The organism is Saccharospirillaceae bacterium (genome assembly GCA_022448365.1).
In the GTDB taxonomy this organism is placed as follows: domain Bacteria; phylum Pseudomonadota; class Gammaproteobacteria; order Pseudomonadales; family Oceanobacteraceae; genus Bacterioplanoides.
This window is the reverse complement of the sequence record JAKVCS010000005.1, coordinates 301,170-315,725: the sequence shown is the minus strand read 5'-3', so window position 1 is coordinate 315,725 and position 14,556 is coordinate 301,170. Positions and strand designations below refer to the sequence as shown.

The 14,556-nt window shown below is 51.4% G+C and carries 14 protein-coding genes and 1 other RNA gene; 8 read left to right on the top strand and 7 right to left on the bottom strand.

Annotated elements, in window-relative coordinates:
- The first annotated feature begins 160 nt into the window (after nucleotides 1-160).
- A complete protein-coding gene (locus tag MK185_15395) occupies nucleotides 161-727 on the top strand; it encodes a DUF882 domain-containing protein (GenBank protein MCH2042013.1) in 567 nt (188 codons plus the stop codon).
- Between the two features lie 130 nt (nucleotides 728-857).
- Here the strand turns inward: MK185_15395 and ptsP are convergent, their stop codons facing one another.
- Entirely contained in the window at nucleotides 858-3,146 is a 2,289-nt protein-coding gene (gene ptsP, locus MK185_15390; GenBank protein ID MCH2042012.1) for a phosphoenolpyruvate--protein phosphotransferase, read from the bottom strand.
- A gap of 23 nt (nucleotides 3,147-3,169) precedes the next feature.
- Nucleotides 3,170-3,661 (bottom strand): RNA pyrophosphohydrolase, encoded by a 492-nt coding sequence (rppH, locus tag MK185_15385; protein MCH2042011.1) that lies wholly within the window; start codon nucleotides 3,659-3,661, stop codon nucleotides 3,170-3,172.
- Nucleotides 3,662-3,904: 243 nt separating this feature from the next.
- Between rppH and MK185_15380 the strand changes: the two genes are divergently transcribed.
- Together MK185_15380 and MK185_15375 are read left to right on the top strand one after the other, a co-directional pair.
- Nucleotides 3,905-4,561 (top strand): HAD-IB family hydrolase, encoded by a 657-nt coding sequence (locus MK185_15380; GenBank protein ID MCH2042010.1) that lies wholly within the window; start codon nucleotides 3,905-3,907, stop codon nucleotides 4,559-4,561.
- Nucleotides 4,562-4,575: 14 nt separating this feature from the next.
- Nucleotides 4,576-5,817: a hypothetical protein gene (locus MK185_15375; protein MCH2042009.1), complete on the top strand. Its 1,242-nt coding sequence runs from the start codon at nucleotides 4,576-4,578 to the stop codon at nucleotides 5,815-5,817.
- A 34-nt stretch (nucleotides 5,818-5,851) separates the two neighbouring features.
- Here the strand turns inward: MK185_15375 and MK185_15370 are convergent, their stop codons facing one another.
- Nucleotides 5,852-7,048 (bottom strand): class I SAM-dependent rRNA methyltransferase, encoded by a 1,197-nt coding sequence (locus MK185_15370; GenBank protein ID MCH2042008.1) that lies wholly within the window; start codon nucleotides 7,046-7,048, stop codon nucleotides 5,852-5,854.
- A 171-nt stretch (nucleotides 7,049-7,219) separates the two neighbouring features.
- On the opposite strand from MK185_15370, the gene MK185_15365 reads away from it, so the two are divergent.
- Entirely contained in the window at nucleotides 7,220-8,098 is an 879-nt protein-coding gene (locus tag MK185_15365) for an HDOD domain-containing protein (GenBank protein MCH2042007.1), read from the top strand.
- A gap of 192 nt (nucleotides 8,099-8,290) precedes the next feature.
- Here the strand turns inward: MK185_15365 and MK185_15360 are convergent, their stop codons facing one another.
- The 4 genes from MK185_15360 to MK185_15345 form a co-directional block, all read right to left on the bottom strand.
- Complete coding sequence (locus tag MK185_15360; protein ID MCH2042006.1) at nucleotides 8,291-9,517, bottom strand: UbiH/UbiF/VisC/COQ6 family ubiquinone biosynthesis hydroxylase; 1,227 nt, start codon at nucleotides 9,515-9,517, stop codon at nucleotides 8,291-8,293.
- Nucleotides 9,518-9,526: 9 nt separating this feature from the next.
- Nucleotides 9,527-10,759: a 2-octaprenyl-6-methoxyphenyl hydroxylase gene (ubiH, locus tag MK185_15355; protein MCH2042005.1), complete on the bottom strand. Its 1,233-nt coding sequence runs from the start codon at nucleotides 10,757-10,759 to the stop codon at nucleotides 9,527-9,529.
- Between the two features lie 73 nt (nucleotides 10,760-10,832).
- Nucleotides 10,833-12,146 carry a Xaa-Pro aminopeptidase gene (pepP, locus tag MK185_15350; GenBank protein MCH2042004.1) on the bottom strand — a complete coding sequence of 438 codons (1,314 nt, stop codon included), beginning with the start codon at nucleotides 12,144-12,146 and terminating at the stop codon, nucleotides 10,833-10,835.
- 7 nt (nucleotides 12,147-12,153) lie between these two features.
- A complete protein-coding gene (locus tag MK185_15345) occupies nucleotides 12,154-12,717 on the bottom strand; it encodes a UPF0149 family protein (GenBank protein ID MCH2042003.1) in 564 nt (187 codons plus the stop codon).
- Between the two features lie 176 nt (nucleotides 12,718-12,893).
- On the opposite strand from MK185_15345, the gene MK185_15340 reads away from it, so the two are divergent.
- The 4 genes from MK185_15340 (at nucleotide 12,894) to MK185_15325 (ending at nucleotide 14,378) form a co-directional block, all read left to right on the top strand.
- The gene (locus MK185_15340; protein ID MCH2042002.1) at nucleotides 12,894-13,106 is read left to right on the top strand and encodes a TIGR02449 family protein; all 213 of its coding nucleotides are present in this window, start codon (nucleotides 12,894-12,896) and stop codon (nucleotides 13,104-13,106) included.
- Nucleotides 13,099-13,410, top strand: a complete 312-nt coding sequence (locus MK185_15335; protein MCH2042001.1) for a cell division protein ZapA — start codon at nucleotides 13,099-13,101, stop codon at nucleotides 13,408-13,410. The genes MK185_15340 and MK185_15335 overlap by 8 nt, the downstream gene beginning before the upstream one ends.
- A 183-nt stretch (nucleotides 13,411-13,593) precedes the next feature.
- A non-coding RNA gene (ssrS, locus tag MK185_15330) (6S RNA) lies at nucleotides 13,594-13,772 on the top strand.
- 27 nt (nucleotides 13,773-13,799) lie between these two features.
- Nucleotides 13,800-14,378 carry a 5-formyltetrahydrofolate cyclo-ligase gene (locus MK185_15325; GenBank protein MCH2042000.1) on the top strand — a complete coding sequence of 193 codons (579 nt, stop codon included), beginning with the start codon at nucleotides 13,800-13,802 and terminating at the stop codon, nucleotides 14,376-14,378.
- The last annotated feature ends 178 nt before the right edge of the window (nucleotides 14,379-14,556 follow it).

Below are 14,556 nucleotides of genomic sequence, written 5' to 3'. Positions count from 1 at the left end.
CAGAAGGCCGTTTGCGACAGCGGGTTACACAAGTTTTCATGTCATTAATGACATTGAAGACTTTTTCCCAGAACACGCCCAAGATAAGCGACAGCTGACCCCCTGTATTAGGCATACTGCCGCAATATCGCAATGTTAATTGATGTAACGGGGAAGTCCGATGCCAGCGCGTCGTCAGTTTCTGAAACAAATCGCCGGAGCCAGTAGTGCTGCTGCCCTGGTCGGTACCAGCCAGCTCAGCTTTGCAGAACAATTTAAACACGACCAGAAAATTGCCGCGGAACGTACGCTCAGGCTGTACAACATCCACACAGGCGAATCGTTGCAGGCAACCTTCTGGGCAGATGGCCAGTTTGTTGATGACGAAGTACAACAAATTGATCTGCTGATGCGCGACCACCGGGCCAATCAAGCGATGGCCATGCAACGCCGCCTGTATGAAAAGCTCTATCATCTGCAAACTATGTTTGGCTCCAAAGAACCGCTGTATGTGGTTTCCGCCTATCGTGCTCCGAAAACCAATGCTGACCTGCGCCGCCACTCTGGGGGTGTTGCTGAAGGCAGTATGCATATGCAGGGTAAAGCGATTGATATTCGTATTCCTGGTGTGTCGCACCGTCATCTGCACAAAGCCGCAGTCGCGATGCGTTCAGGAGGTGTGGGTTATTACCCGAAGAGTGGTTTTATTCATATTGATACCGGACGCCGTCGTCACTGGCAGGGATAGTTCAGAGCCATTTACGTGGCTCTTTCTAGAGCGAAAACCGTCTTGTAAGACTGAATTTTCCGACAATGTTCAACCGAAGCCGCTTCGAAGAAGCGGTTGTAAAAGTGGCATTAGTGGAAATGGCAGTTAATTAATTTTTTGCACCCTGTGGGCCGATGATCCGACCAAAACCAGCCTTTTCCAGTGATAATTGAATCGTTGCGACAATAATCGGCGCGCTGTCCATCTGCATCACTTCATCCAACAGCTGTCTGGCCCATTTCAGACTAACACCACGCATGACCGACTTAACCTTCAGTAAATTCGTCGAATTCATCGATAACATGTCATAACCCATTGCCATCAGCAACACAGCTCCGAGCGGGTTGCCGGCAAGCTCACCACAAACACTGACCGGCGTATTCTGATCACGGGCGCCTTCCGCAATGTTCTTTAACGCAGTTAATACAGCAGGGTGAAACGTCTGATAGAGATCGGCAACGCGCGGATTATTACGATCAACCGCCAACAGGTACTGAGTCAAATCATTACTGCCGACCGACAGGAAATCGACACGCTGAGCAAGCTCTTTAATCTGATAGACCGCTCCGGGGACTTCGATCATCACACCAACTTCCGGCATCTCTACCTGAAAACCTTCTTCCTGTACTTCGGCATGGGCGCGATAGATCAGGTGCAGTGCTTCATCCACTTCACTGGTGTGGCTGATCATCGGCAACATTATGCGCAGATTATTCAGGCCTTCGCTGGCTTTTAGCATGGCCCGTACCTGCACCAGGAAGATTTCAGGGTGATCGAGCGTAACCCGGATGCCTCGCCAACCCAGGAAAGGATTAGCTTCATTAATCGGGAAGTAAGTCAAAGCCTTATCACCACCGATATCCAGTGTACGCATGGTGACAGGCGCTGGCGCAAACGTCTCCAATTGCTGTCGATAGGTTTTCTGTTGTTCGCTTTCACTTGGAAAACGATCCTTCATCATAAACGGAATTTCGGTTCGGTAGAGCCCCACGCCTTCCGCGCCGCGATCGAGGCTGCGCAGCGCATCCGTAATCAAGCCTGTATTAACCCACAGCGGAATACGATGACCATCCAGAGTTTCAGCCGGTTGGTCTTTCAGCCCTTCAAGATCCTGCTGCAACAATTGTTCGTCACGGTAAATCGCCTGATATTCTTCACGCAGTTCTTGATTGGGTGACGACAGCAGTAATCCGCGATAACCATCAACAATCAGTTCCAGGCCGTGCAACTGTGCGTAAGGTACATCGACCACCCCCATTACAGTTGGAATACCCATGGCCCGCGCAAGAATGGCGACGTGGGAGTTGGAGGAACCCTTAACTGATACCAGTCCACGTAACTTATCGGATGGCACTTCACCCAACATCGAAGGCGTCAGTTCCTCGCTGACAAGAATGGTGTCATCTGGAAAATCGCCCTCACTGGTGCTGGTTTCATTGCCCTGCAGATGGGCCAGAATCCGTGTACCCAGATCACGAATGTCGGTTGCCCGCTCACGGAGGTAAACATCTTCCATCAACTGAAAATGGCCAACATACTCCATTACCACTTCACGCAATGCACCCTGCGCCCAATTGCCATTACGGATGCGATTTTTAACTTCTGCCCCCAGCGCGTTGTCGTCGAGCATATTGAGATAAACGTCAAACAACGCCATCTCTTCCGGCCGCAGCTCACCTTTCAGCTGACCTCCCAGCTTTTTGATTTCGTTACGTGCGGCTTCGAGCGCCTTATCAAACCGCTCCAGCTCAAGATCGATGCTTTTGGGTTCTTTATCGGTGACCGACGCCAGATCAGCGGCCGGCGTAATGACGAATGCAGTGCCCAGTCCAACGCCCGGTGCACCCGGCGCGCCATTAAAGCGGGCACTCTTTTTCTTCTTTGAGGATTTCTCGGTGGGTAAATCGAGAATATTGCCGGTGGCCTCGGCATGAGCAATAACACCCGCCAGCTGGGCAGACATGGTTACCAGAAACGCTTCTTCGCTCTCATCAAACTGGCGGCTCGCGCGCTGCTGCACAACCATCACGCCCATCAGCCGTTTGTGATGAATAATGGGCACACCGAGAAACGACAGGAACGGATCTTCACCGGTTTCAGAAACAAAATGGAATTTGGGATGCGATGGCGCATCATCAATATTCAGCGGCTCTTCCCGGGCACCAACCAAGCCAACCAGCCCCTGAGAGGAACTTAAGGTTACGCGGCCAACCGCTGCTTGCTTCAAACCCTCGGTGGCCATTAATACGTATTGTTTGATGTCGGGATCGTACAGGTAAACAGAACACACCTCTGTCTCCATGGCTTCACGAATGCGAGCCACAACGACCTTCAGGGCATCCGTCAGATCATTCGCTGAACTGACCTCCTGAACGATGCGTCTGAGAATATCGAGCATAATTTCCTGTACCTGTAATTAGGCTATCCGTTATGGCGCTGCAATTTGGCAATGCGCGGAGCCAGCTCCGTCATCGCACGGCGGTAAACATCGCGTTTGAAGGCCACCACTTTACCCAGTGGAAACCAGTAACTGACCCAGCTCCAGCCATCAAACTCAGGCTTATCACTGGCGCGAACGTTGATAGCGGAGTCGTCGCTGATCAACTTCAGCAAATACCATTTTTGTTTTTGGCCGACGCACACCGGGTGACTGTCATGGCGAATCATACGCCGTGGTAATCGGTATCTTAGCCAGCCCCGGGTAGTGCCGATAATCTGCACGTCTTTTTTTGTCAGACCCACTTCTTCAGTCAGTTCCCGATACAAGGCCTTTTCCGGGGATTCACCCTTTTTTATTCCCCCCTGGGGAAATTGCCAGGCATCTTGACCAATTCTCCGCGCCCATAACACCTGACCTTTGTTGTTACAAAGTATGATGCCGACATTGGGGCGGTAACCCTGTTCATCAATCACAATGCCGTCCGTATCTGTTTAATATGCTTCCAAAACTTGCTGATTTCCAAGCAAAGGTCAAGTAAATCACCGTATTAGAGCGTAAAAGGCGAGATTTCCGCCCACTCGCGCCGACAGACTCTTTAGAACCAGGAAGTTGTAAACATATATCGGTTAGAAACCCATAATTATAAGGAAAGAATCCAGTCTTGCCCTTAGAATAGCGATTTATTTTTATCTTGTTTCGTAAAGAGGCTGACTCTTTTGGCATTAGCAATTTTTGATCTCGACCACACGCTTCTCTCTGGTGATAGCGACCACGCCTGGGGGCAATATCTGGTAGACCGCAATCTGGTCGACCCGGCAGAACATCAGCGCCGCAATGACCACTTTTATGAACAATACAAAGCGGGCACTCTGGATATTCAGGAATACCTGGCATTTGCTCTGAAGCCGCTGACAGAGCATCCGCTGGCGTTGATGCTGGCGGAGCGTGAACGTTTTCTGCAGGAACGCATCAAACCACTGATCAGCCAGAAGAGCCGTGACCTGATCAGCAAACACAAAGAAGCCGGTGATACGCTGTTGATCATCACCGCCACCAATGGTTTTGTTACTGAACCCATCGCCGGCATTCTTGGTATTGACCATATCATCGCGCCACAGCCCGAGTTTATTGACGACGCTTATACTGGTGGCATAGTAGGTATTCCTAGCTTCCAGCAGGGCAAAGTTACCCGTCTGCTGGACTGGCTGGCTGATCAACAGCTCGATCTTGATGGCAGCTACTTCTACAGCGACTCCCATAATGATCTACCGCTGTTAGAGAAAGTCGATCACCCGGTAGCAGTTGACCCGGATGACACCCTGAAACAACGCGCAACAGAACAGAACTGGCCCATCATCAGCCTGTGTCTGTAACGGAGAACGTCAGCATGGCCGCGCTCAGCCGCAACACTCGTACAGCTTTGCTTCTGGCAGCCATCGTTATTTCTGGCTGCGAGAAGAGCAACACCTCGGTGTCATCCAACACCGCCGTCAAAGCCACCCGCGACAGTGCTGAGCAGACGGTTGACGCCAGTAGTTTTCACTCATTTCTCGGCTTGAGCGCCTACACCAGTTTATCTCACGCCACACAGCAAGCGCAGCAGCTCGACCAGCGCCTTTCAGCGTTTTTACACCAGCCCGATGCAACGAATTTAGTACGGGTGCAAAGCGCATGGCGCCAGGCTTACGACGCTTATCTGAACACCTTGGTCTACACCTATCTGCCGGTAAAAGATCCGGTTGAATGGCGCCAGAAAGGAATCGACTACAAAACCACCGTGGTATTACTGGACAGCTGGCCAATCGAAGGTGGTTACATTGATCATGTGCCCGGCTATCCGTTCAGCGGTATTGTTAATGATCTGTCACTGGAGCTGAATGAAAAAAGCCTGCTGGCTCAACATGGCTTTTCCGATCCCAGTTACGCAAGCCTTGGATACCATCCAATGGAGTTTATGCTTTGGGGCGCAAATGGTGATCGTGAGGCCGGCGACTTTGTCGCCAAAGAAAATACGGCTCCGGTGCTCATGCCAAGCGAAGGAAACAGCGGCCAACAAGACGACAGAAGCCTGGACACAACAGCACCCACCCTACCCAAAATTCAGAATCATAATCGCCGTCGCCAGTACCTGCAGTTGCTGTCTGATCAATTGCTTGAGCAACTGCATCGTCTGCAACGCCGCTGGCAACCAAGTAATGGTTACTACACCGAGCTGTTGAACAAAACACAACCGAATCAGGCGTTACTTGCGGCAATGATGGCCGGCCAGTCGCTGCTATCGAAAGAACTGCTCGACCGTCGCCTCGGAACCAACAGCAGTGAATTCAGCAATACCGGTATCGATGACATTATTGCTATCAACAATGGGCTGAAAACCCTGATGCTTGGAACAGCGGAGCAGCCAACGGCAATCATCAGTTTGCTGAACGCAGAGCTGCAGCTGCACTGGCAACAACAATTTGCCGAACTGCAACAGACTCTGACGCTGTGGCAGGAACAAGGGCTGGCGAGCGCGGCAGTCAACCAACAGGTACGTCAGCAGTTTATTGGTCTGCTGTCGCTGCTGGAGAAGTCGGCCGCCAGTTTGAGTCTGCGGTTACCACGCAGCGAGGATCTGGCCAGGCACTGATTCGTCACCCAGCCTTATGTTTTTATTCAGCTTGCTATCGGGTAGGCAGAACGCGGGCAAAGACGGCTTTCAGGTACCGGGTTTCAGCAATCGCTGGTAACACCGGATGATCGGCCCCCTGGCTACCCAGGTGCTGAATCATTACCTCACGATCCAGCTCCCGCCCCAGAATACGCAACATATCCGGCAGGCGATCATCACCCAGATGCATTGAGCAGGAACCGGCCACCAGCAAGCCGTCTTTATTTAGTAACCGCATCGCCAGCTGATTCAGGCGGCGGTAAGCTTGCTCACCCGCCTTAATGTCTTTGCGGCGCGGAATAAATGCCGGAGGATCAACGACAACAACATCGAACTTCTCGCCGGCATCTTTCAGTTGTTTCATTGCCTGAAACGCGTCACCTTCCCAGCAATGTAATTTCTCCTCTACGCCATTCAGCGCCGCATTCTGCTCAACCCAGTCCAGCGCCTGGCCAGATGCATCAATGCAATGTACTTCACTGGCACCATGGTTGGCCGCCTGCACACCCCAGCCACCAACGTAGCTGAACACATCCAGTACCCGCTTACCGTTCACCAGACGATTCAGCACAGCGCGGTTTTCCCGGTGATCATAGAACCAACCGGTTTTTTGGCCATGGATAACCGGTGCCATAAAGCTGGTGTCGTTTTCGATCAATGGCGCACAGTTATCTTCCAGCTCACCATGAACAATCTCAACGTATTCTTCCAGACCTTCCACTGCGCGCAACTTGCCGTCGTTCTTCAGTACGATGGTGTCCGGTTTGGCAACTTTAAGCACCGCATCAACGATCTCCTGGCGACGTAACTCCATCGCCATATTAGAGATCTGAATCACAACTACCGCGCCAAAGCGATCAATCACCAGGCCTGGCAGACCATCACTATCGCCATAAACCCAGCGGTAACAATGGTGTGGGTACCATAATTCGCGGCTGCTCATGGCGACTTTCAGACGATGCACAATCAATGAACCATCTAATGTTTGTTTACTGTCGCGACTGATCAGACGCGCGCAAATAAGCTGCTCCGGACTGACAATCGCACGACCCAGAGCTTTGCCGTTAGCCGCTTCAATCACCACTTCCTGACCCGGCTGCAGACCTTTCAGGGGCGTTTGCTGGGTATCAACCTCATTGGAATACACCCAAAGATGACCACCTTTAAGGCGACGTTCGGCTTTATTTTTAAGGCGCAGGGAAGCAAGCATAAGATCCTCAGAGGTTGCACAAGGGCACAGTAAAACGGCGGCGCATTATATACCCCTACTGAGTAAAAAATCGCCTATTACATAAAGACATTTGAGATAACAAAGCGCCACATACCAAGTCTGAAATTTATCCTAAACTTGAAACATCACAGCCAGCAAACACTCACAGATATGTCTCAGGAACTCAGCGAAGAGCAAATCAAACGAATCCTGCAAGGTATCCGCATCCCGCCACAGCCACAGATTCTTGTGGATCTACAGATCGAGCAGCTGATGCCAGATCCGGATATGGGTTCAATTTCCAAACTGATCAGCCAGGACGTTGGCCTGGCAGGCACCGTGTTAAAAGTGGTCAATTCGCCGTTTTACGGACTCAGCAATCGTATTACCTCGGTAGAACAGGCCGTTAATCTGATTGGTCTGAACAGTGTGGTCAATATCATCAATGGCGTTTCGATTAAAAGCCAGATGAGTGATGAAACCATTGTGAATATGAACCGCTTCTGGGACACCGCCACCGATATCTCTCAGGTCGCCACCCAGATTGCCAAGCAAGTGGGTTATCCCAACCCGGATTTAGCCTACCTGCTTGGGCTATTTCACAATTGTGGAATCCCGTTATTGATGGCCCGCTTCGATAACTATCTGGAGGTAATGGAGAAATCCTACGCCCATGACCCCGCCCAACGGGTGATTGATATCGAGAACCAGCTGCTGAATACCAATCATGCAGTCATTGGCTATTACACAGCAAAGTCATGGAAACTACCGAAGATTCTTTGTGACGTTGTAGCTGAACATCATAACGTCGGTCGTTATTTTAACTGCACCAACCAAAAAGACTCGGAACTGAAAACGCTGCTCGGCATTCTCAAAATGTCCGAGCATATCTGTGGCAATTACCGCATTCTCGGCAAACAACGTGAAGACCACGAATGGCAAACATTCGGGGATGAGGTTCTGACCTACCTGGGCTTAGGTGAGTACGACCTGGAACAAATGGAAGCGAATTTTTCTGAAATGGGCATTGGCATGCAGAATTACCGCTGACCCGATCCTCATAGAAACCTGCGAATTTTTGCAGATTTCACAGTCAGAATAAGGCAAAAATACATCGTGAAAGGCAGAGTGTTTAAAAGAACTCTCACTCCCGCTCTGGCCACACTAAAGTGAGCTACCGCTTTGCCAGTGAGTCATTACAGAGGTGTGGCAAGGCGGTCGTGGCGACGCAGCTAGCCAGGGCTAGTTTTTTAATCCCATTGCCTGCTGCATGATATGTTGCTTCACCGGTAGCAGCTTATCGAACCAGCGCATCCCTTCGTTACGCAACAAGCGAACCATTGGGGCCTCGGCACCAAACAACTCTCTGAACCCCTGCATTGCCGCCATTGTAACCAGGTTATCCGTCTGGCGACGACGCTGGTAGCGACCTAACACTGCCGCACTCCCCAGATCCAGCCCCTTATTGAAACCTCGCACCAACTCTTCTGCTAAGACCGCGGCATCTTTAAAACCAAGGTTAACGCCCTGGCCGGCCAGCGGGTGAATCGAGTGCGCAGCATCACCAGCTAACACCACACCGTCACACCAATAGTCTTTGGCGTGGCGCTGACGTAATGGAAAAGCCAATCGTTTTGAGACAGAAACAATGCTGCCCAAACGACCTTCAAACGCTTGCTCCAACGCGTTACTGAACGCCCCATCATCCAGCGCCAGCAGCTCCTCGGCCTCCTCAGGAGTGGTTGACCAAACGATAGAGGCAAAGTTCGGATGGTTAGCTAATGGTAAAAAAGCCAATGGCCCTTGCTGGCGGAAGCGTTGCCAAGCGGTAGCAGCAACCGGCTTTTCACACTCAACCGAAGCCACGATCGCATGCTGCTGATAATCCCATTCGCGGGTTGGCAAACCGACCCACTGGCGAACCTTTGATAGTGCGCCATCGGCACCAATCACCAATTGCGTCTGTACGGTGTCACCATTACCCAACACAACCGGCGTGTTGCCATTGGCATTACGATTGTCGAGATAACGCACCGGCTGATGAATAAATTCGACACCGGCATCGTTCAATACTTGTTGTAGCGCCCATAACGTCTGACGGTTTTCAACAATATGTCCGAGGTTATCGACATGCAGATCCGCTGCAGCAAAATTGACCGCGCCAGTACCTTCACCATCCCACACCCTCATCTCGGTGTATGGGCTTAATGCCTCCGCCGGGATTTTCTGCCAGGCACCGAGATCCGCCAATAACTGCTGAGTCTGCGCGGTGAGTGCACTGACACGCAGATCGTAATCGTCCAGCTGGGTTGATAATGGCGGCTCTGAAACGTGTGTCGGATCGATCACGGCCATTGACAGTGTTTTGCGTGAGGACTGCCTCTCCTGCTGCATCAGGATCGTTGCAGCAATCGCCTGTCCGACCAGACCAGCACCCACAATTACAACGTCGTAGTGTTTATCGTTCATAAGCATCTCTTATAAAGCTGCTGCCTTGTGTCCGAGTCCCATGGCATGGCGGGCGAATAAGCGGCGCGCCGTTGGTGCTGCCGCAAGACTTAACAACCCGGCATCGCGTACAAAAGTCATCGCCGAATTTTTGCTGCCAAACAGTTTTGGCAGAGCATCGCTGGCAACAATGGTATTGCGCTGGTCAGCTTGTTGCTGCCGTTCGTAGGCCTGAAGCAGGTTCAGGTCGCCGAGATTTTCGCCATTAGCAAACGCGCGATTCAGATGTTCCGCCAATACCGCGGCATCTCTCAGTGCCAGGTTAAACCCCTGGCCTGCCACCGGGTGCAAGCTATGTGCAGCATTTCCTAACAGCACCAGAGAGCGCCGCACCTGCTCTTTACCCTGAACCAACGCCAACGGATAACTCACCCGCTCACCAACGCGGATAAACTTACCCAAACGCATACCAATTTGCTGTTGCAGACGCTGTAAAAACTGATCGTCGTTCAGTGATTTAACGGCATCGATTTCGTCGTCATTTATGGTCCAGACTAACGCAAAACATCGCTTCTGCAGTGGCAGAAACGCAATTGGACCGTCACTGCTGAAGCGTTCATACGCCCAGTGCTGATGATCGCTGTCACATTCAATTTGAGTGACCAATGCGTGGGTGCCGTAGGCTTTTCGTGAATGCTGAATACCCAATTGGGACGCCAGCAGAGAACGACCACCGTCCGCCATGATCAATAACTGAGTTTGCAGTGTGTGCCCATCGGCGAAGCTTAATTCCGCACCGTTGGCATTCATACGTACCTTTTCCGCCACGGCAGGTGCAAACAACTCAACGTTCGCCAGCTCTTCTGCATCGGCTAACAACCCCTGGCCGAGAGCAGCGTTCTCTATGACATAGCCCAGGGCTTCGGTGTTTTGCTCAGCCGCATGCAGGTGTGCCTGACCAAAGTGACCCCGATCCGATACCTGAATGTGCTCTATAGCGCAGGCCGCAGGCTGAATGTTTTTCCACAGGTTCAGTTTCTCGAACAGCTGCTGCGTACCATAGGATAATGCCGTAGCCCGGCCATCAAAGCTGGGTGGGCGCTGACTGATATCCTGGGACCAGTCTTCACTGATCAGTGGTTGTCGATCAATCAACCCGATCGTTAAACCTTGCTCGCGCGACTGACGCAACAAATGTATCAGACTGGCGCCGACCATGCCTGCACCGAGTATCGCGATATCAACTTTGTGTTCGGTACTCATTGTTTTACTCGTTCACTCCAGCGGTTAAAACAAGAACGTGTCACCAGCATTGTTGACTGACAATACTGATCAATCAGGCCATCAAATCTTCAATGGCATCAATGGCCTTTGGCACATCAACAGTCAATACCTGACAGCCACCTTTGGTCACCACCACATCATCTTCGATGCGGATACCAATGCCACGCCATTGCTCATCCACGGTGTCATCGTCGGGACTCACATACAGACCCGGCTCAATCGTTAATACCATGCCCGGCTCAAGCTCGCGCCACTCGCCGTCAATACGGTATTCCCCGACATCGTGCACATCCATACCCAACCAGTGTCCGGTTTTATGCATGTAAAACTGGCGATACTTTTCTTCCTGAATGATTGCATCGGCATCACCTTCGAGCAGACCCAGCTCCAGTAAACCAGCCACCAGCACACGGACCGCAGCTTCATGAGGCTGATTCCAGTGATTACCCGGTTTTACCTGTTCAATAGCGGCAATCTGAGCATCCAACACCAACTGGTATAACGCTTTTTGTGGGGCGCTGAATGTGCCGTTTGCCGGGAAGGTACGGGTAATATCTGCGGCGTAATAATCCAACTCACAACCGGCATCGATCAGAATCAGATCACCGTCTTTGATCTCATCGGTGTTCTGGGTGTAGTGCAGGATACAAGCGTTGTCGCCCGTACCCACGATGGATGGATAAGCCGGCCAGCGACTGCCTGCCGCCATGAACGTACGCAGAATTTCTGCCTCCAGCTGATATTCCATCATGCCGGGTTTAACCATCTGCATGGCCCGCTTATGTGCTTCGGCACTGATTTCGGCTGCTGCTTTCATTACTGCAATTTCAGCCTCTGTTTTAATCAGACGCATTTCATGTAATAAATGATCCAGCGCACTGAACTCACGTGGCGGAGTGGAGCCATTACGCACCTGAGTTTTAATGTGATTAACCCACTGCATCAGCTGATGATCAAAGTCCTGGCGCACACCCAGGCTGGCGTAAATCCGGTCTTTGCCCTCAAGCAGGCCTGGCAGAATATCGTCGATATCAGTGATCGGGAACGCGTCATCAGCACCCAAAACCTCGGGAGCGGCTTCCGGACCAACACGGCGACCCGTCCAGATTTCCTGCTCCTTGATTTTTTCCTGGCAAAACAACACGTATTCCCCGTGTTCACGACCCGGTACCAAAACCAACACCGCGTGTTCTTCGGCAAAACCGCTGAGGTAATAAAAGTCGCTATCCTGGCGAAACGGGTGCTCAACATCCCGATTCCGGGTGGTCAGGGGCGCCGTCGGAACGATGGCAATCGAGTTCGGGCTCATGGCCGCCATCAACTGTTGACGACGACGGGCATATTCGCTGGAATCCAGTTTGATCATAAGGGCCTCAGTGCAGGGTTTTGCGTTCCGTTTCTACTGCGGGTTTCTGGTTCATACCGTAAAACACCGTTAATGCAGAAATTCGGGCGTGCTCTGCCAATTCCAGATACAACGCCTCATTATCCGGGTCTTTCGGATCTTCAATGGTGGCATTTGAGAAAGCATCCAAATCACGCAACACCTCCGTCACGTCTTCTGCCAGCTTATTGCCCTGCAATTTGCCGGAAGCGCCAATACCATCGAGGAAGCCTTTACTCCATTCGGCCAGGCAATCAACCTGTTCAACCACATCCGCTTCGTCATCGGGTGGCAATAACGGCTGATAGCTCATATCTTCACCACTCAGACCCTTTAACACCTGGTCATAAAAATCGACCAGCGCGGCTTTCAACTTATCCTGGGGCGCTTCATCCAGCTCCAGATAATCTTCAGCTTCACGCAGCCATTTATCGGTCGTTAACCGCGCTCCGGCACTCAAATATCCAGTCAACCAACCGTGCAATGCCGAAGGGGTTTGGTAACAGCGCGACTCCAGCCAAATGTCAGCGATGTCGGAAAAGTCGATATTCATACGGGAAACTCAAACAGGGCTTATAAAAATGCCTTATTCTAACATTGGCGCAGAGCGATGGCGGAGAAATATTCGCGGCAGCAAACGATCGCTGATGCGTTACTGCAATTGACCCATCCGGTAACAGCCTCTTATAGTAGTGAGCTCAACCGGTCATGCTGTTTATAGTTAAGACGATGCAAGATTTACAACTGCAACATTTGCAACAAAAAATCGAGAAGCTGCTGCGCGTTCAGGATGAATTGCGCGAGCAGAACCGTGCGATGCGTGCGGCTGAAGCGTCGTGGCAATCCGAACGTGCCAAGCTGACTCAGCAAAACGAGATTGCCCGTCGCAAAGTGAACGAAATGATCAACCGCCTGCAAACGCTGGAGCGCAACAGTGGCTAACGCGAAAACTCTGGAACTTAATATCCTTGATCGTGACTATCGGGTGAATTGCCCGGATGGTGCCGAAGCTCAGTTGAAAGATGCCGCGCGTTATCTGAACGAAAAAATGGTCGAAATAAAGAACGCCAGTTCAACCGCTGGCAAGGTACTGGGCACAGACCGTATTGCGGTGATCGCCGCTCTGAACCTGGCTCACGACCTGCTGGAAATGCAGCAGCAGCAAGGCCATCAAAATGATCGTCTGGATAAGATTCATCAGATGATTGATGATGCTTTGGATAAAGATTCACAACTGGAGCTCTGATCGGCATCATCAGAACGCTCAAGCCACCCGCTGAAAAGGGACGGCCGCAACTCGCAGACCGGCCCACAACATTGAAGCACTTCCTGAAATCGCATTTCAGGTCAAGCAAAAAAGCTACAAAATCTCCGTATTTCTGCAACAAAAACAGCCTCCACAACCCGCCAATTTTGTTATACTTTTCCGCGCTCCCTGGGGTGTTAGCCAGTCAATAAAGACCTGAGCCGATGCTTTTTATTATGGAAGGTTCATTCGTTAATGTGTGCATGTCCGCTCGACGGAAAGCCTAATTTGATGTCTGGCCTGCCACCTTGGACCACAGGGTTCAAGGCCTTTATTTATGACAGCGGCACAGTGGGGAGCTCCATTCTTTTCTTCTGTTGTCTCAATCCATGAACAAATCTGATTTGCGTAAACTGATCCGCAACAAGCGCCGTAACTTACCCTTGCGTCGCCGCCAGAGTGCTGCCCGCGGCCTGTTATCAACATTACGGAAAAGCAGTCAGTTTATGGCTGGCAAACGAGTCGCCCTGTACTTGAGTAATGACGGTGAAATTGACCCTGCACGAGTCTGTGAAGATCTGGAACAGCGAGGAAAACAGATTTTTCTGCCGGTATTACACCCGCTCAGAAAGGGCCATCTGCGTTTTATTCGTTATTGCCGAAACACCCGCATGAGGCGCAATCGTTACGGTATCAGCGAGCCGGATTTCCGCTTTGGTCAACATGCCAATGCACGCTACCTGAGCACCGTTTGCTTACCTCTGGTTGCCTTCGACCAACATGGCAATCGCTTGGGTATGGGTGGCGGATATTACGATCGCACACTGGAATTCATGCACTTGCCTGGGCATAAACCTGCATTAATAGGCTGCGCCTACGAATTTCAGCAATTGCCGCAATTGCCCGCCGAAGCCTGGGATATTCCGCTCACAGCCATTGCAACTGAAGCTGCCTTCCGCCGTTTCTGAGTTCATTGGCTAACGAATACTGCTCTCTGCAGCGATCACATGAGCTGGGCGTTTATGCTCAGCGGTCATGCCGGTAACAGCAGCGCCTAACGCTACGATGATGGTCAGGAACACCAACAGGTCTGGTTTCTTCATGTATCTACTTCCCCAAAATAAAACTGCCCGGAGCCTGAAGCTT